Source organism: Brevundimonas sp. LM2 (assembly GCF_002002865.1).
Taxonomy (GTDB): Bacteria; Pseudomonadota; Alphaproteobacteria; order Caulobacterales; family Caulobacteraceae; genus Brevundimonas.
In genome coordinates this window covers 1,794,615-1,811,903 of sequence record NZ_CP019508.1, presented here as the reverse complement: position 1 = coordinate 1,811,903, position 17,289 = coordinate 1,794,615, and the positions used below count along the sequence as shown (strand labels likewise).

12 protein-coding genes are annotated in these 17,289 nt (G+C 68.4%); 6 read left to right on the top strand and 6 right to left on the bottom strand.

Annotated elements, in window-relative coordinates; all coding sequences use genetic code 11:
• Positions 1-129 precede the first annotated feature (129 nt).
• Both BZG35_RS08890 and BZG35_RS08885 read right to left on the bottom strand, forming a co-directional pair.
• Positions 130-1,329 carry an exo-beta-N-acetylmuramidase NamZ domain-containing protein gene (locus BZG35_RS08890; RefSeq protein WP_077355325.1) on the bottom strand — a complete coding sequence of 400 codons (1,200 nt, stop codon included), beginning with the start codon at positions 1,327-1,329 and terminating at the stop codon, positions 130-132.
• On the bottom strand, positions 1,326-1,835 hold the full coding sequence (locus BZG35_RS08885) for a DOMON-like domain-containing protein (RefSeq protein ID WP_253189128.1): 510 nt from the start codon (positions 1,833-1,835) through the stop codon (positions 1,326-1,328). The genes BZG35_RS08890 and BZG35_RS08885 overlap by 4 nt, the downstream gene beginning before the upstream one ends.
• A gap of 77 nt (positions 1,836-1,912) precedes the next feature.
• On the opposite strand from BZG35_RS08885, the gene tyrS reads away from it, so the two are divergent.
• The 4 genes from tyrS to BZG35_RS08865 all read left to right on the top strand — a co-directional run bounded on the left by tyrS (position 1,913) and on the right by BZG35_RS08865 (position 5,538).
• Entirely contained in the window at positions 1,913-3,169 is a 1,257-nt protein-coding gene (gene tyrS / locus BZG35_RS08880; protein ID WP_077355324.1) for a tyrosine--tRNA ligase, read from the top strand.
• Between the two features lie 14 nt (positions 3,170-3,183).
• On the top strand, positions 3,184-3,645 hold the full coding sequence (locus BZG35_RS08875) for a peroxiredoxin (protein WP_077355323.1): 462 nt from the start codon (positions 3,184-3,186) through the stop codon (positions 3,643-3,645).
• Between the two features lie 176 nt (positions 3,646-3,821).
• Complete coding sequence (locus BZG35_RS08870) at positions 3,822-4,967, top strand: peptidoglycan DD-metalloendopeptidase family protein (RefSeq protein ID WP_077355322.1); 1,146 nt, start codon at positions 3,822-3,824, stop codon at positions 4,965-4,967.
• Between the two features lie 40 nt (positions 4,968-5,007).
• On the top strand, positions 5,008-5,538 hold the full coding sequence (locus tag BZG35_RS08865; RefSeq protein ID WP_150125986.1) for a polymer-forming cytoskeletal protein: 531 nt from the start codon (positions 5,008-5,010) through the stop codon (positions 5,536-5,538).
• Between the two features lie 40 nt (positions 5,539-5,578).
• On the opposite strand, the gene prfB is transcribed toward BZG35_RS08865, so the two are convergent.
• The 4 genes from prfB to BZG35_RS08845 form a co-directional block, all read right to left on the bottom strand.
• Positions 5,579-6,701 (bottom strand): peptide chain release factor 2 gene (gene prfB, locus BZG35_RS08860; protein WP_150125985.1). Its coding sequence is split into 2 segments (ribosomal slippage): positions 5,579-6,631 and positions 6,633-6,701, totalling 1,122 coding nucleotides; the frame shifts between segments, so codons are not numbered across the junction.
• 96 nt (positions 6,702-6,797) lie between these two features.
• Positions 6,798-9,197: a penicillin-binding protein 1A gene (locus BZG35_RS08855; protein WP_253189342.1), complete on the bottom strand. Its 2,400-nt coding sequence runs from the start codon at positions 9,195-9,197 to the stop codon at positions 6,798-6,800.
• Positions 9,198-9,366: 169 nt separating this feature from the next.
• On the bottom strand, positions 9,367-11,235 hold the full coding sequence (locus BZG35_RS08850) for a methyl-accepting chemotaxis protein (RefSeq protein WP_077355319.1): 1,869 nt from the start codon (positions 11,233-11,235) through the stop codon (positions 9,367-9,369).
• A gap of 102 nt (positions 11,236-11,337) precedes the next feature.
• Positions 11,338-12,552: an N-acetylmuramoyl-L-alanine amidase gene (locus BZG35_RS08845; RefSeq protein ID WP_253189127.1), complete on the bottom strand. Its 1,215-nt coding sequence runs from the start codon at positions 12,550-12,552 to the stop codon at positions 11,338-11,340.
• A 498-nt stretch (positions 12,553-13,050) separates the two neighbouring features.
• On the opposite strand from BZG35_RS08845, the gene BZG35_RS08840 reads away from it, so the two are divergent.
• Both BZG35_RS08840 and BZG35_RS08835 read left to right on the top strand, forming a co-directional pair.
• On the top strand, positions 13,051-15,795 hold the full coding sequence (locus tag BZG35_RS08840; RefSeq protein ID WP_077355317.1) for a ribonuclease E/G: 2,745 nt from the start codon (positions 13,051-13,053) through the stop codon (positions 15,793-15,795).
• 54 nt (positions 15,796-15,849) lie between these two features.
• Positions 15,850-17,280, top strand: a complete 1,431-nt coding sequence (locus tag BZG35_RS08835) for a M48 family metalloprotease (protein WP_077355316.1) — start codon at positions 15,850-15,852, stop codon at positions 17,278-17,280.
• Positions 17,281-17,289 lie beyond the last annotated feature (9 nt).

The following is a 17,289-nucleotide window of genomic DNA, read 5'->3' as shown; positions in this document are numbered from 1 at the left end:
TCGACCGAAGGGCCGTCGCGCACCGAGCTCGCTCGATGCGGTCCGACATCACGTCTGCCATCAGACGTCAGAGGGGCCCGGTCCGCTGACGGGACAACTAATCGATCGCCGGTTTTCGATCAAGACCGATTAGTAGAGCAGGAACGGCCGCCGCGCTTCGATCCAGGCCACCTCGTCCGGGCCCGCCATAGCGTCCAGATGGTCCGCCGTCGCGGAGGCATCATCGACCCATTCGCGCAGCCCGGGCCCGCCGTTGATCACGTCGATCGGCAGCTTGCCGAAGGCGTACTCATAGGGAAAATCCCGCCACAGGTCGTAGTCGGGATACAGCCGCCGGATCGCCTTGAAGCCGAGCGCCTGCACCCGCCAGGGCCGGAATGCCCCATGCACATAGGCCGGGCCCTCGACATGGATCTGGACGCCCGAACACAGCCGACCGACATGTTTGTGGAAGGTCGGCTCGAACCACATGTCCCGCAGGACGCAGCCGCCCAGCCACTGCGGGGCCAGGGTCCGCATCTCGGCGATCACGGCGCGGGCGTCGATGTCGGGGGCCCCGAACAGCTCCAGCGGCCGGGTTGTGCCCCGCCCCTCCGACAGGGTGGCCCCCTCGACCATCACCGTGCCGGGATAGGCCCGCGCCATCGACAGGTTCGGCGCATTGGGACTGGGGTTGATCCAGGCCCGCTCCCCCAGCGGCCAGCCGAACCCCGGCCCGGCCTCCGGGTCGTAGCCCTGCATCGCGATGACCCGATAGGCCACATCCAGTTTGAAATGATCGAGGAACCAGTGGCCCAGCTCGCCCAGGGTCATGCCGTGCCGCATCGGCATCGGCCCGGCCCCAACGAAGCTCTCCCACCCCGGCAACAGGGTGGTGCCCTCGACCGGCCGCCCCGCGGGGTTGGGTCGGTCCAGCACCCAGACCTCTTTCCCGTGTTCCGCCGCCGCCTCCAGCACATACAGCAGGGTCGTGATGAAGGTGTAGATGCGGCAGCCCAGGTCCTGCAGGTCAACCAGGATCACGTCGAAGGTCTGCATCGCCTCGGCCGTCGGCCGCCGCACTTCGCCGTACAGGCTGAACACCGGGAAGCCGTGCACCGGATCGGTCTCGTCCGGGCTCTCCATCATATTGTCCTGCAGGTCGCCCTTCATCCCGTGCTGGGGGCCGAAGGCGGCGCTGATGGTCACCCCCGCCGCGATCAGGGCGTCGATCGAATGGGTCAGGTCGGCGGTGACAGAGGCCGGGTGGGCCAGCAGGGCCACGCGCCGTCCCTTGAGCACCGCCAGCAGATCGGGCTCGGACAGCAGGCGATCGATACCGAACGTCATGGCAGGTCCAGAATGAAGGAATCGGGATGATGGAAGTCCGGCTTATCGGACGGATGGGCCAGCGCCCAGTAGGAGATGCTGCCGCCGACTGCCTCGATGACCGCCGAGAGGCCCAGTCGCGTCGCGCCGTTTGGCAGCTCGATTCGCGTCTCCAGCGCCAGCCTATCCCACGCCAAATCCAGTAGGCCGGGCGTCGCGACCTCGAGGGCATTCCGCATACCCTGGCGTGGGGAGTCGAAGCGATAGGTTGCCCACTGGCCCGATGGCGACGCGTTGTATTCGACATAGCCGTCATCGGCCTGCACAAAAGCCTCGAAACAGGTGTGACGCCACAGGTCATCAGCGCGCCCCGACGCGGCAGGCCCCGGCCAGACCACCTCGGGCATTTGCCCTTCCGCGATGAAGCGCAGCCACAGGGACAGGCCGTCGCGCTCAAGCTGCACGGTCAGAGCATCGATCGGGCTCTCCGGCGACGCCGAATGCGGCTTCAGTCGGACTTCCAGCATCGTCGGACGGTCAGTTCGCTCTGGCATCCTGCCGTGCTACACGCCCCCTCCTTCCTCCGCCAAGCCCCGCCGAGCCCATGACCGACGCCGCCTTCCAGTCCGACTTCCTCCAGACCATGCAGGCGCGCGGCTATATCCATCAGATCACCCATCCGGTCGAACTGGACGCGGCGGCCCAGGCCGGCGTGGTCACGGGTTACATCGGGTTCGACGTCACGGCCCCCAGCCTGCATGTCGGCCACCTGATCCAGATCATGCTGCTGCGTCGGCTGCAGCAGGCGGGGCACAGGCCGATCGTCATCATGGGCGGCGGCACGACCAAGGTCGGCGACCCGACCGGCAAGGACGCCTCGCGCCCCCACCTGACCGACGCGACGATCGCCGCCAACATGGCCTCGATCAAGGGCACGTTCGAACGCTTCCTGACCTTCGGCGACGGACCGTCGGACGCGATCATGATCGACAACGACACCTGGCTGTCGACCTATGGCTACATCCAGTTCCTGCGCGACTACGGCACCCATTTCACCGTCAACCGCATGCTGGCCTTCGACTCGGTCAAGCAGCGGCTGGAACGCGAACAGCCGATGACCTTCCTCGAGTTCAACTACATGCTGATGCAGTCGGTGGACTTCCTGGAACTGAACCGTCGCCACAACTGCCTGCTGCAGATGGGCGGATCGGACCAGTGGGGCAATATCGTCTCCGGCGTCGACCTGGTCCGCCGGGTGGATCAGAAGCCCGCCTTCGGCCTGACCACCCCCCTGCTGACCACGGCCTCGGGGGCCAAGATGGGCAAGACGGTCGGCGGCGCGGTCTGGCTGAACGCCGACGCCCTGTCGCCCTACGACTACTGGCAGTACTGGCGGAATACGGAGGACGGCGACGTCGCCCGCTTCATGCGCCTGTTCACCGACCTGCCGCTGGACCAGATCGCGGCCTTCGAGGCGCTGGAGGGGGCCGAGATCAACGAGGCCAAGAAGGCCCTGGCCGACGCCACGACCACCATTCTGCACGGGGCCGAGGCCGCAGCCGCCGCCCGCGCCGCCGCGGAGGGGGCGTTCGAACGGGGCACGCTCTCCAGCGACCTGCCGACCATCGACCTGCCGTCCGCCGAGGTGATCGGGGCCATGCTGGCCGCCGTCGCCACGCGGGCGGGCCTGACCGCCTCCAACGGCGAGGCCCGGCGTCTGGCCCAGGGCGGGGGCCTGCGACTGAATGACGAGGCGATCGCCGACGGCGCGCGTCTTATCGAGGCTGCGGACGTCAATGCGGACGGCGTCCTGAAGCTGGCCGCGGGCAAGAAGAAATTCATGCTCGTTCGCCCCGTCTGACCGGAGATCCATCCATGACCGACATCACCGAAGGCTCGAAGGCCCCGGCGCTTGACCTCCCCGCCGGTGGGAGTGGCCGCGCCACCCTGGCCGGCCCCACGGTGCTGTATTTCTATCCCAAGGCCGACACGCCGGGCTGCACCAGTGAGGCCAGGGATTTCTCGGACCATGCCGAGGCCTTCGCGGCGGCGGGCGTGACCGTCATCGGCGTGTCCAAGGACCCGGTGAAGAAGCTGGAGCGGTTCAAGGCCAAGTACGATCTCAAGGTCATTCTCGCCTCGGATGAGGCGGCGGACGCCTGCGAAACCTGGGGCGTCTGGGTCGAGAAGAGCATGTACGGCAAGACCTATATGGGCATCCAGCGCGCCACCTTCCTGATCGACGCGGACGGCATCGTCCGCAACGTCTGGCCCAAGGTGTCCGTCAAGGGCCATGCCGAGGCCGTCCTCGCCGCCACGAACGGGCTCACCGGCTGACGCTTCAGGCGCAGACGAAAGGCGGCGGCGGTTAAATCTCCTGCTGCGCGAATCTTGGCCGGGATAGATTCGTTCACGGAGCATCGACCCGCCAACGTAGTTAACATTTCGTGAACGCTATTGCGGCAGAGCAACAGTTGAAGGATAGTCGGCTCCGTACATGGGGGCGTGTTACGATGGCGGAAGATAAGGGAGCGGTCAGGCTCTCCTGGATCGAACTCTGGTTTCCGGAACGCCACATCTACCTCCGCACCCAGAGCGAGACGCGCGGCTATGTTCTGACCAGCGGTCGGCAGATCCTTCTGACTCTGTGCGGCGTCATCCTGGCCGGCTGGACCCTGGTGGCGTCCGGGGGTTTCATTTTCGACCTGGTGACCCGAAGCCGCGCCGATGCCGAGGTGGTCCGCGCCCGCGCCGCGTCCGAACGGCTCAACGCAGACCTCCAGGCGCGATTGGAGACCGCCGTGGTGCGGATGTCGGCCACGACCGGCGGACTGGATGAGATGGCCGGCTTGGTCGAACGCCGCCACGCCGCCCTGACCCAGGTGATGAGCCTGTTTCGCGGCGTGGACGGCGCCGAGACCGTCCTGGTCCCGGCGACGCCGCCGGCCGCGGGCCAGGCCGCCCCGGTTCAGCGCATCGTGGCCGTCAGGATGGACCAGGAGCGGCTCATCGAGCGCGCGGGCGACTTTGCCCAGACCCGGGCCGAGCGGCTTCGCCTGGCCTTCCGCCTGGCGGGCCTGAACCCCGCCGTCTATGGGGCACGCGGCTCGGCCCTGGGCGGGCCGCTGATCGAGGCTCGGGATCCCAAGGCCCTGGCCACCATCCTGGACGTCGACGAGCCTTTCGCCGTCCGTATCCGCCATGCCGCCGACAACCTGACCGAAATGCGTCGTCTGGCCGACGCGGCCGAAGGCCTGCCGTTCGATCGCCCGACCCAGGCCCGCACCACCTCCGGTTTCGGCGTGCGGTTCGATCCCTTCAACGGTCGACCGGCCGTCCATCAGGGTCAGGACTTCGCCGCGCCTCTGAACAGCCCCATCCACGCGACGGCTCCGGGCGTCGTTTCGTACGCTGGCGTACGTTCAGGGTATGGCAATACCATTGAGATAGACCACGGGCACGGTTTCAAGACTCGTTTCGCTCACCTTAACACCCTGGCGGTCCAGCCGGGTCAGCGCGTCGCGCTGGGCCAGCGGATCGGTGCCATGGGCACGACCGGTCGCTCCACCGGCGTTCACCTGCACTATGAGGTGTGGATGGATGGCCGACCCCAGAACCCAGCACGCTTCTTCCGAGCAGGAGACCAAATTGTTCAATAAGCCCAAAGCGCCGGCGACGCCCGACCGTCCGAGCAACGCGATGCCCATCCCCCCGCTGCCTGACCTGCCGTCGCCGGGCATGAACCGTTCGGTCGCCCCGTCGGCCGCACCCTCCCCGATCGCCTCGTCGCGCGGCCTGTCGACCCTGTCGTCGGATCTGCAGTTCGAGGGCCATGTGACCGGCGCCGGCGACCTGCAGGTCGATGGCGCGGTCAAGGGCGACGTCCGCGTCGGCCGTCTGATCGTCGGCGAGACTGGCGCCATCGAGGGCAATGTGACCGCAGACTATCTGGAGGTCCGCGGCCGTATCGTCGGCGGCGTGACCGGCAAGCAGGTCAAGCTGGTCTCGACAGCCTATGTCGACGGCGACATCACCGCCGAACAACTGTCGATCGATATCGGGGCCTATTTCCAGGGTCGCGTGCTGCAGAGCCGCCGCGACACCCCCGCCCCGGTGGCTCCCGCCCCCCGGCCGACGCCGGTTGCGGTCGCGACGCCGCCGGTCGCCGCTCCGACGCCGGTCGCCGCCACAGCGCCCGCACCTCAGGTCATCGATCTGAAGCCGGCCTGACCGCTCATCCTCTCCCTTTCCTGAGAGAGGGAGAGGAGGATCAATCCACCGTCGAGCCGCGCGTCTCGCCGACCCGGGCGGCGAGGGCCGCCCCCATGAAGGCGTCCAGATCGCCGTCCAGCACCCCCTGGGTGTCCGAGGTCTCGACCTCGGTCCTCAGGTCCTTGACCATCTGATAGGGCTGGAGGACGTAGCTGCGGATCTGGTGACCCCAGCCGATGTCGGTCTTGGCGTCCGCCAGGGCCTGGGCCGCCGCCTCGCGCTTCTGCAGCTCCAGCTCATACAGTCGGCCCCGCAGCATCTTCCAGGCCTGTTCCCGGTTCTGGTGCTGCGAGCGCCCGGCCTGGCAGGCCACGACGGTGTTGGTCGGGATGTGCGTCAGGCGCACGGCCGAGTCCGTCTTGTTGATGTGCTGACCGCCCGACCCGGACGCCCGGTAGGTATCGGTGCGCACGTCGGCCGGATTGATGTCGATCTCGATCGTGTCGTCCACCACCGGCGAGACCCCCACCGAGGCGAACGAGGTGTGCCGCTTGGCCGCCGCGTCATAGGGGCTGATCCGCACCAGCCGGTGCACCCCCGACTCCGACTTCAGCCAGCCATAGGCGTTCGGACCGCTGACCAGGATGGTCGCCGACTTGATGCCCGCCTGATCGCCGTCTTCCGACGCCTCGATCTCGACCTCATAGCCATGGGCCTTGGCCCAGCGGGAATACATCCGCAGCAGCATGCCGGCCCAGTCGCAGCTCTCGGTGCCGCCGGCGCCGGAGTTGACCTCCAGATAGGCGTCGTTGCCGTCCGCCTCGCCCGACAGCAGGGCCTCCAGCTCGGCCCGGGCCGCGCGGTCCTTGATGGCTTTCAGCGTCGCGCGCGCCTCTTCCAGCGTCGCGGCGTCGCCCTCCTCATCGGCCATGTCGGCCAGCATGACGCCGTCCTCCAGACCGGACTCCATCTCCAGGACGGTGTCGATCTGGGTCTTCAGTCGCGAGCGTTCGCGGCTGACGGCCTGGGCGGCGTCGGGGTCGTTCCACAGCGTCGGGTCCTCGACCCGCGCGTTCAGCTCATCGAGCTTTCGATTGGCGACATCCCAGTCAAAGACGCCTCCTGAGCAGAGCGACGCTCTGCTCGATGTCGGCCTTCATGGCCTCGACATCCGGTCTCATCGCGCACTCCTGCGATCCAAAGGTGAGGCGCGGACATAGAGGGTCGGGGAGCGGGGGTCGAGGGCCAATCGCACGGCCCGATCGTCCGGGCCCGCCCTAGTACAACCCGCTCAGGTCCTCGGCCGGCTCCGCGCGTTGCGGGGGTGGTGGCGCCGTTGGCTGAGCGTTCAGGCCCGGCGCGGGCCCGGCGTCGGCTTCGGCCTCCCGACGGATCACGTCGTTGTAGTTCTGGGGTCCGACCGGAGCGGCGACGTCGCGGACCTGCCGCTCCTCCTCGCGGCGCCGCTCGGTACCGGGCCGGAAGGCTTCCTCGATACCGTTCACGTCGCGGAAGACCGCATTGGGCGGGCGCACGAAGGGCCGAGCCGGACGCACCTTCAGCGCGTCCTGCATGAAATCGATGAACACCGGCACGGCGGCCGATGCCCCGGCCTCGCCGGACCCCAGCGAGCGGTTGTCGTCGAAGCCGATGAAGACCCCAACGACGATATCGGTGGTGAACCCGACGAACCAGGCCGAGCGATACTCGTTGGTCGTACCGGTCTTGCCGCCGACCCAGCGGCCCAGACTGGCGGCGCTCGCCGCCGTCCCGCGCTGTACGACGCCTTCCAGCATCGAGCTGATCTGATAGGCGGTGATCGGATCGATGACCTGGGTTCCGCGCGGTTCGAGGAAGGGCGAGGCCTGGCCCGAGAAGGCACGCCCGCAGTCGCGGCAACGACGCGGATCGGCCCGGAAGATGGTCTCCCCGTCCCGGTCCTGCACATATTCGATCAGATAGGGATTGACCCTCCGCCCACCGTTCACGAAGGCCGCATAAGCGGCCGTCAGATTGTAGGGTGTGACCTCCCCCGCCCCCAGCGACACCGACAGATTGGGCTGCAGGTTGCTGGCCACGCCCATCCGTGCGGCCAGGTCGACGACCTTCTTCATGCCGATGCTGTCCGCCAGCCTTACGGTCATGACGTTGCGCGACAGCTCCAGGCCCCGACGCAGCGTCGAGGGGCCATAGTAGCGGCGGCTGTAGTTCTCCGGGGTCCAGCGCCCGCCATTGGGTCCGCCCGCGAAGCTGATCGGTCCGTCGACCACGATCGAGGCCGGGGTGAAGTCCCCCTCCAGGGCGGCGGCATAGACGAACGGCTTGAAGGCGGAACCCGGCTGGCGCTGGGCCTGGGTCGCCCGGTTGAAGCTGGACAGCGCATAGGAATAGCCGCCGACCATGGCCAGCACGCGGCCGGACTGCGGTTCGATCGCCACCATGGCACCGTTGACCAGGGGCACCTGTTTCAGCGCGTACTGGCCGGCGCGGGGCTCGACGAAGATCAGGTCGCCGCGCTTCAGCGGGCGGTTGGCATTGGCCCAGGCCGCATCGGCCGCGATCAGGGTTCCGGTCTCGTCATCGCGGGCCGTGCGGATGCGCACCGTATTGCCCGAGACGCTTTCCACGGCCGCGGCGCGCCATTCGCGGCGCTCGGGCGGGGCCGCCTGACGCAGGGCGACGGCCTGCCATCCCGGGGCGAAGTCGGTCGTGCCCCAGGCCCCGCGCCAGCCATGCCGACGGTCGTAGTTCTCCAGCCCCCGCATCAGGGCGTCGCGCGCCGCGGTCTGCAGCGACGGGTCCAGCGTCGTCCGCATATAGAAGCCGCCGGCGTTCAACTGGTCACCGAAGTCCGGGTTGGCCCGGGCCTGCCGGCGGGCCTCCTCGACGAAGAAGTCGGCGTCCTGATAGGCGGCCCGACGCGGGGCGTCCTGCGCGTTCAGCGGTCGGGCCTGGCCTTCTGTCATTTCGGCCTGGGTGATGAAACCGTTCTGGGCCATCTCGCCCAGCACCCAGTCCCGGCGGCCCTTGGCGGCGGCCGGGTGGCGTTTGGGGTGGTAGTTGTTCGGTCCCTTGGGCAGGGCCGCCAGGAAGGCGGCCTGATCCGGCGTCAGCTGATCCAGCGACTTGCCGAAATAGTTGTAGGCCGCCGAGGCCACGCCGTACGACCGGTAGCCCAGAAAGATCTCGTTCAGATACAGCTCGAGGATCTGCTCCTTGGACAGGGTCGTCTCCAGCCGGCTGGAGAGGATCGCCTCCTTAAGCTTGCGGCCAAGTGTGGATTCGTTGGTCAGCAGAACGTTCTTGGCCACCTGCTGGGTGATGGTCGAGCCGCCTTCCAGCCGCCGCCCCGTCGCGGCGTTGAACACGTTCTTGAACATGGCCCGGCCCAGTCCCGAGACGTCGATGCCCCCGTGCTGGAAGAAATTGCGATCCTCCGCCGCCAGGAAGGCCTTCACCACCAGGGGTGGGATCTGCTCATAGGGCACATAGATGCGGCGCTCGTCCGAGAACTCGCCGATCAGCGTCCCGTCCCCGGCATAGACCCGCGTCGCCGTCGCGGGGCGATAGTCGGCCAACTCCGACGCGTCCGGCAGGTCATGGAACAGCCAGGCCGCATAGACGGCGACGACCAGCCCGGCCAGGGCGATCCCGCCCAGCAAGGCGACGCCCGCCATCACGAACCAGCGTTCAGCAATCTTCACCAGGCTCTCCGACAGAACGGCATCGAGGAGGGTTTAGACGACGTCGGCGACACCGCAAACACGCTGACGCGAATATCGCGTCCCGACCGCCCGGGACCGCCGTCGCGACGGACGCCGGCGGGCCGGATGACGCCCCCGCTTCTCAGGCGGCCTGCGAATAGGTCTGCCGGGGGGCGTGTCCGGCCTGAAGGTCGAACCGACCCACCAGCCGGCCCAGTTCGGCGGCCTTGTCCGAGAGCATCTGGCTGGCGGCCGTCGCCTCCTCCGCCATGGCGGCGTTCTGCTGGGTCACATTGTCCATCTGGTTGATGGCGGCATTGACCTGCTGCAGGGCGGTCGCCTGTTCGGCGGTCGAGGCGGCGATGGTCAGGGCCAGGGTTTTCACCTGTTCGACCTCGGATCGGATGGTCAGCAAGGCCTCCGCGGTCCGACCGACCAGATCGACCCCCGACGAGACCTGTTTGCTGGAGTCGAGGATCAGAACCTTGATCTCCTTGGCTGCGTCCGCCGAGCGTTGCGCCAGGGCGCGCACCTCGGACGCCACCACGGCAAAGCCTCGGCCCGCATCGCCGGCGCGCGCGGCCTCGACGCCCGCGTTCAGCGCCAGCAGATTGGTCTGGAAGGCGATCTCGTCGATCACGCTGACGATCTGAGTGATGGCCCCGGCGCTCTTGGAGATGGCGCTCATCGCCGCATTGGCGTCATCGGCCACATCGCCGCCCGTCTCGGCCCGCTTCATGGCAGCGCTGCTGACATCGGCGACCTGTGCGGCGCTTTCCGCGGTCGAGCGCACCGTGGCGGTGATCTCGTCCAGCGCGGCCGCCGTTTCCTCAAGCGCGGCCGCCTGCTGCTCGGTCCGGCGCGACAAATTCATCGCCGCGCCCGCCATTTCGCCGGACCCGGCTTCGACCCCGCCGACGACCTCGGTCACTTCGCTCATCGTATTGGCCAGGGCGGTGGCTGCCGCGTTGAAATCCTGCTTCAGACGCTCGGCCTTCGGCGCGAGATCGATGGTGATGCGTCGCGCCAGATTGCCGTCCGCCAGGGAGGACAGGGCGTCCCCCAGGGTGGCGATGATGCTGGCGTCTTCCTGCGCCGTCCGGGCACGCTCGCGCTCGACCGATTGTCTGGACTGTTCCGTGGCCTCAGCTGACCGGGCGCGCTCCTGTTCGACAGCCATCCGCTCCTTGTCCGCCTTGGCCCGTTCGCGTGCGGCCTCTTCAGTGAGCCGAATCCGCTCCAGTGCGGAGTCCCGGAACTGCCCGACGGCCCGGTCCATCTGGCCGATATCGTCCTTGCGATGGGCCCAGGGCGTATCGATGTCCGTCTTGCCCTCGGCCAGGCGATACATATTGGCGGTCAGACCCTCCAGTGGTCCCAGCAGACGGCGCGTGCCGAACAGGCAGGCCAGGGTCACGACCGCGGCGATCGCGAGCCCAAGGCCGATCATCGCATTCCGGGTCTCGGTGACGCTCTGCAGGAACTCCGCCTGGGGGATGCCGACATAGAGGATGCCGATCACCTCGCCCTTCGCGTTTTTGATAGGGTCATAGGCCGTGAAGAAGGGCTTGCCGAGAATGTCAGCCTCTCCACGGAAGGTCTTTCCGGATTTCAGGACGGTGTCGTAGATGGGGCCCGCGGCAAGGGGCGTGCCGACCGCGCGGCTGCCGTCCGGCTTCTTGACGTTCGTCGTCACCCGGGTGTCACCCATGAAGACGGTCGCCGTACCCCCGACCAGGGCCTTGATCTGATCTACCGGAACGAAGTTGTCGTTCAGGACGGTGGCACCGACATAGATGGCGCCGTCGCGAACCTCGTATCCCTCGCCGTAGCCGCCCAGGACGTGCCAGGCGACACGCATATTGGCTTCCTGCCGTTCCGCGGCCCGAGCCTTCGCGTCATTTGTCATCAGCCAGGAAGTCGCCAGCACCAGGCCCAGTGACAATACAGCCTGACCGGCCACGATCATCAGGGCGATCCGCCCCGACAGGGATTGCAAAGCTCTACGCATATTGGAAGTCCACGCCCGGTGAATGCAGAGCGCTACCTTCACCGTGAGAAAAACAATTCCATATTAACGCGCAACGGAACTGGTAAAACTACCTAAACGATATCAAGGCGATAGCGGCCCTCCGCGCATCGATGCCATCTGCATCGGCGCGCTGGGTTCGCGGAAATAGCGGTCGATTCCCTCGGCCACGGCCCGAACCAGGCGACGACGTTGCGCCGGATCGCCCAACGCGCGCTCGTCATCCCGATTGGTGATGAAACCCATCTCCAACAAGACGGCGGGAACGTCCGGGGCCAGCAGGACGGCCAGACCGGCGTCGCGGTGGCTGCGGCGCAGCAGGGCCTGATCCGCGGCTTCCAGATGGGTCAGCAGCACGCGCGCGAACTGGGCCGAGCGGTTCTGGGTGGCGCGCTGGGTCATGTCCAGCAGGATGCGGTCCACGGACGGGTCGCGCCCGGGAAGGTGCAGGTCACGATGCCAGTTGTCGCCCCGCGTCACCTCGCGCACCGCCCGCGACGCTCCCTGTTCGGACAGGGTATAGACCGAGGCCCCGCGGATCGCCGGATCCGCTCCAGCGTCGGCATGCAGGGAGATGAAGAGGTCCGCGTCCGCCTGACGGGCGATGCGCACCCGGCGGTAGAGGTCGACGTAGACGTCGCTCTCGCGGGTCAGCTGGACCCGGTATCGACCGGTCCGCTGCAGTTCGTCCCGCAGGGCGAGGGCGGCCGCCAGGGTGACCTGGCTCTCGGACCGCTGAGCCCCCATGGCGCCCGGATCGCGGCCGCCATGCCCGGCATCGATCACGACCAGGGGGCGCTCGGCGCGGACGGGGGGGCGCGGCGACGTCGGACGCGTGGTGGCTCCGGCCACCGGCCCGCCGGTGGCGGCGATGTCGATCACATAGCGATAGTGACCGACCCCGTCGCCCGGCGGGAGCAGGAAGCGGCGCTCGATCCGCGCGGTCCGGGCCAGCGCCAGTTCCACCCGGGACGCCGTCCCGGACGGGCTGACCCGCCAGTCGCGGACCAGACCCGACCCGCTCCCATCCACGCCGCGACCGGATCCCACGCCGGCCAGCGCCACGACCACCTTACCGGATGCGCCGGATTCGACGATGGACCCGCGCGCCGATCGTCCCAGATCGATCACCACGCGCGTCCGCTCGGCGTCTCCACCGAACCGCACCCCGAGCACGTCGCCGCCGGTCCCGACCGCCATGCTGCGGGTCCCGGCCAGCAGGACGGCCGCCAACACGACCAGCGCGAGCGCGGTCAGCGCCCAGTCCCGGACGCCCCACTGTGAAAGATTGAAACGCATGGATCCGCGCATTCTGCCGGCAGTTCGGCTTTAGTCTGGTCGGCACCTTGCCCGATCGCGGTTGGAATTGGGTTAAGCGCGGCGGTGAAATCCATCGTGGCTTTTCATTCACACCCGGCATGCCTATGCTTGGACCGTTCGCGAACGATCGCGCCGCCGCATAGACGGTCTGGCGCGGTGCCGGCGCGACGCTGACTTCCCGCCTTCGCGGATCGCCAGGTCTCACCCTGTGATGGGTTGCACCTGACATCGACGAAGCGGGCCTTCCGAACCGGATCTTGCGACGCCCTCGGCGCATGCGGGTCCAGGACAGACAAGAACCCATGGGCCATCCCGCCTGCGTCCCCTCTGGATCGGTGCCTCTCAGCGGCCCGGTCGCCCTCGTCCCCGGCCATCGCCGCGACGACCGGATGACGCCTGCCACCGCCCCTTACCCCGTTCGGCGAGCCGCCCCTGCCCCAGATGGCACAGGCCGCGCGCGCCAGAGAGATACCATCAATGTCAAAGACCATGCTTATCGATGCGGCGCACGCGGAAGAAACCCGCGTCGCCATCGTGGACGGCCGCCAGGTTGAGGAATTCGACTTCGAGTCGAAGACCAAGCGCCAGCTGCGCGGCAACATCTACCTCGCCAAGGTCACCCGCGTAGAGCCCAGCCTGCAGGCCGCCTTCGTCGAATACGGCGGCAACCGCCACGGCTTCCTGGCCTTCAACGAAATCCACCCGGACTATTACCAGATCCCGGCCGCGGATCGCGACGCCATCATGGCGGAGACCGACACGGCCGAAGACGATCACGACGACGAGAACGCCCGCGACGACGGCGAGTCCGAAGGCGGCATGGCCGAAGAGGAGCGCCTGAAGCGGCGCCTGATGCGGCGCTACAAGATCCAGGACGTCATCAAGCGCCGCCAGATCCTGCTGATCCAGGTCGTCAAGGACGAGCGCGGCGGCAAGGGCGCGGCCCTGACCACCTGGCTGTCCCTGGCCGGCCGCTACTGCGTGCTGATGCCCAACACCGGCAAGGGCGGCGGCATCTCCCGCAAGATCACCCAGGCCACCGACCGCAAGCGCCTGAAGGCCGCGGCCGCCGCTCTCGACGTGCCGCGCGGCATGGGCCTGATCATCCGCACGGCCGGGGCCAAGCGCACCAAGGCCGAGATCAAGCGCGACTACGAATATCTGCTGCGCCTGTGGGAGACGATCCGCGAAACCACCCTCGCCTCCCATGCCCCCTCGCTGATCTATGAGGAGGAAAACCTGGTCCGCCGCGCCGTGCGCGACATGTTCGACAAGGATTTCGACGGCATCCAGGTCGAAGGCCTCGAAGGCTTCAAGGAGGCGCGAGACTTCATGCGGGTGCTGATGCCCTCGCAAGCCAAGAAGGTGCACCTGTACCAGGGGTCCAAGCCCCTGTTCGCCGCCAACGGCATCGAGGAACTGCTGACCCAGATCCACCAGCCGGTGGTGCCGCTGAAGTCGGGCGGCTATCTGGTCATCAACCAGACCGAGGCCCTGGTCGCGATCGACGTCAACTCCGGTCGCGCCACCAAGGAACGCAACGTCGAGGCCACGGCCTTCAAGACCAACTGCGAGGCCGCCGTCGAGGCCGCGCGCCAGCTGCGCCTGCGCGACCTCGCCGGCCTGGTGGTCATCGATTTCATCGACATGGACGAGTCCAAGAACAACCGGACCGTCGAACGCATCCTGAAGGACGAGCTCAGCTTCGACCGGGCCCGCATCCAGATGGGCCGCATCTCCGGCTTCGGCCTGATGGAGATCAGCCGCCAGCGCCGCCGTCTGGGCGTGCTGGAAGGCGCCACCGAGGTCTGCCCGCACTGCCAGGGCGCGGGTCGCGTCCGTTCGGCCGAGTCCGCCGCCCTGATGGTGCTGCGCGCGGTCGACATCGAGGCCGGCAAGAACGGCGCGGGATCGATCAACCTCAAGGTCTCCTCGGCCGTCGCTCTCTACATCCTGAACCACAAGCGCGACTATCTGCAGCGTCTGCTGGAGCGCCGCGGCCTGGCCGTGATCATCCAGATCGACGACCGCCTGGGTCAGGGCGAGAGCGCCATCGAGCGCACCGAGACCAATGAGGACTTCGTCGCGCCCGAGGCCGTCGTGTCCCTGTCCGATCTCGAGGACGATTTCGACGACGCCGCCTATGCGGATGAGGACGACAACGACGACGAAGAGGACTTCATCCTCGACGCCGAGGACGAGGAAGCCCTGGACCGCGAAGACACCGAGGACGACGAACCGCGTGAGCGGGCCGAACGCGCCGAACGGGTCGAGGGCGAACGCGGCCGGGGTCGCGGACGCCGCCGTCGCGGCGGTCGCCGGGACGAGGAGGCCGCCCCGATCGCCGCCGAGGCCGTGGTCGAGGGTCTGGCCGCCGAGGACGACGATGACAGCGAGGCCGGTCGGCGGCGCCGTCGGGGACGTCGCGGCGGACGCCGGGTCCGCGAGGACGGCGACACGGCCGCCACGGGATCCAGCAACTTCTTCTGGGTGCGCGGCCGCACGCCGTCGCTGGAGGACCCCTATGTCTGGTTCGATCCGCTGAACCCCCAGGCGCGGACCGAACGCGGCGAACGCGCGCCCGAACCGTCGATGGTCATGGAAACGGCCGCCGACGACGTCGAGGAGCGGATCGGCGAACGGCCGGACGGCGAGATCGCCGGCGATCGCGAGGGCGGGCGTTCGCGCCGTCGGCGCCGCGGTCGCGGCCGTGGCGATCGGGCGACGCCGCACGACCTGAAGGTCGAGGGCCGCGCCACCAACGAAGGCATGCCGGCCGACGGATCCCCGGACTCGCCGCCCGCCGTCATGCTGCCGGACGATGCCTCCGACGCGCCCGCGCCCGTGGTCTTGGCTGAGCCGCAGCGCCGGCGGGTGCGCCGCAAGACGTCGGCCGCGCTGGACCTGGACACGGGCGTGACCGTCGCGGACGACACGGCCGAGATCGCTCCGCCCCTGGACGCGGAGATCGCCTTCGTCGCCGAGACCGCAGCAGCGGAACCGGATCTGGAACCGGCCTTGGCGCCGGAGCCCGCAGCCATGGAAGTGGAAGCCGAACCCGCGCCGGAGCCGCTGACCGAGCCCGAGATCGCCACCCTGGTGACCCACGTGGCTCCACCCAAGCCCGAGGCGGATCTGTCGTCCATCATCGCCAACGACCCGGCGCAGATCACCGCGCCCCCGGTCAAACCCAAGCGCGGATGGTGGCGTCTGGGGTCGTGACGTCCTAAATCGTGTAAGGAAGACAAGGCGGGGGCGCCGTCGAAGGAGTTGGCCATGATCGGGTCGAGTCGAACCGCGTCCCGCCTTGTCGGGCGATGGGCCTGCGCCGTCGCGACGGCCGCCCTCGTCGCGGCCGTCGCCGCCCCGGCCTCGGCCCAGTCGACCATCCGCGACACCGAGGTCGAGGGCATCATCCGCGAATGGACCGATCCGGTCTTCTCGGCGATGGGGCTGGAGCCGTCCGAGATCCAGGTCCTGCTGGTCAACGACGGGGATCTGAACGCCTTCGCCACCGGCAACCGGGTCATCGGCGTCAACACCGGTCTGATCCTGCGCACGGAAAACCCCAACCAGCTGCTGGGCGTTCTGGCGCACGAGGCCGGCCACGTGAAGAACCGCCACGTGCTGCGCCAGGGGGCCCAGAGCGCGGCGATGCAGCCGTTCCTGATGACCATGGCGCTGGGGGCCCTGGCCATCGCCGCCGGCCAGCCCGGCGCGGGCGCGGCCCTGCTGGGTTCGGGCCAGTTCTTCGGCACCGTGAACGCCCTCCGCTATCTGCAGGGGCAGGAAGGCGAGGCCGACATCACCGCCCAGCGCGGCCTGGAGGCCGCGGGCGAGTCCGGACGCGGTCTGGTGGAGTTCTTCGAGAATTTCCGCAGCCAGGAGGTCTTCTCCGACGCCCGCCGCTATCCCTATTTCCGGAGTCACCCCCTGTCGGGTCAGCGGATCGAGGCCCTGCGTCGCCCGGTCGAGGCGGCCAGCCATTATGGCCAGGCGGACAGTCCCGAGCGGCTGGCCCAGCACGCCCTGATCCGCGCCAAGATCCATGCCTTCATGGACGCGCCCAACACGACCCTGCGGGCCTACGGATCCTCGGACACCTCCTTCCCCGCCCGATACGCCCGGGCCATCGCCTGGTACCGCGACGGTCAGACGCAAAAGGCCCTGGACGCGACCGACGCCCTGATCGCGGAACAGCCGGCCGACCCATACCTGTATGAGCTGAAGGGGCAGATCCTGTTCGAGGAGGGCCGCCCCGCCGAGGCCATCGCAGCCCATTCGGAGTCGGTCCGGCTGAAGCCCGACGCCCCCCTGCTGCGCATCAACCTGGCCCACGCCCTGATCGAGACCAATGATCCGGCACGCCTGGACGAGGCCGTCGACCAGCTGAAGCGGGCGGTCGCGCGCGAGGACGACAACACCCTGGCCTGGCGCCTGCTGTCCCAGGCCTATGCCAGTCAGGGCAAGGAGGGCGAGGCGCGCCTGGCCTCGGCCGAATACTATTTCGCCGCCGGGGGTCAGGCCGAGGCGACCCAGTTCGCCCTGCGCGCGCGCGACATGCTGCCGGCGGGTTCCAACGAATGGCGACGCGCCATGGACATCGTGCTGGCGTCCGGGGCGACCATGGACGACATCGAAGACCTGGACCGGCGTCAGGAGCAACGGCGCGACCGCCCGACCGTCATCCCGCCGCCCGTCGCCTGATCCTTTCGC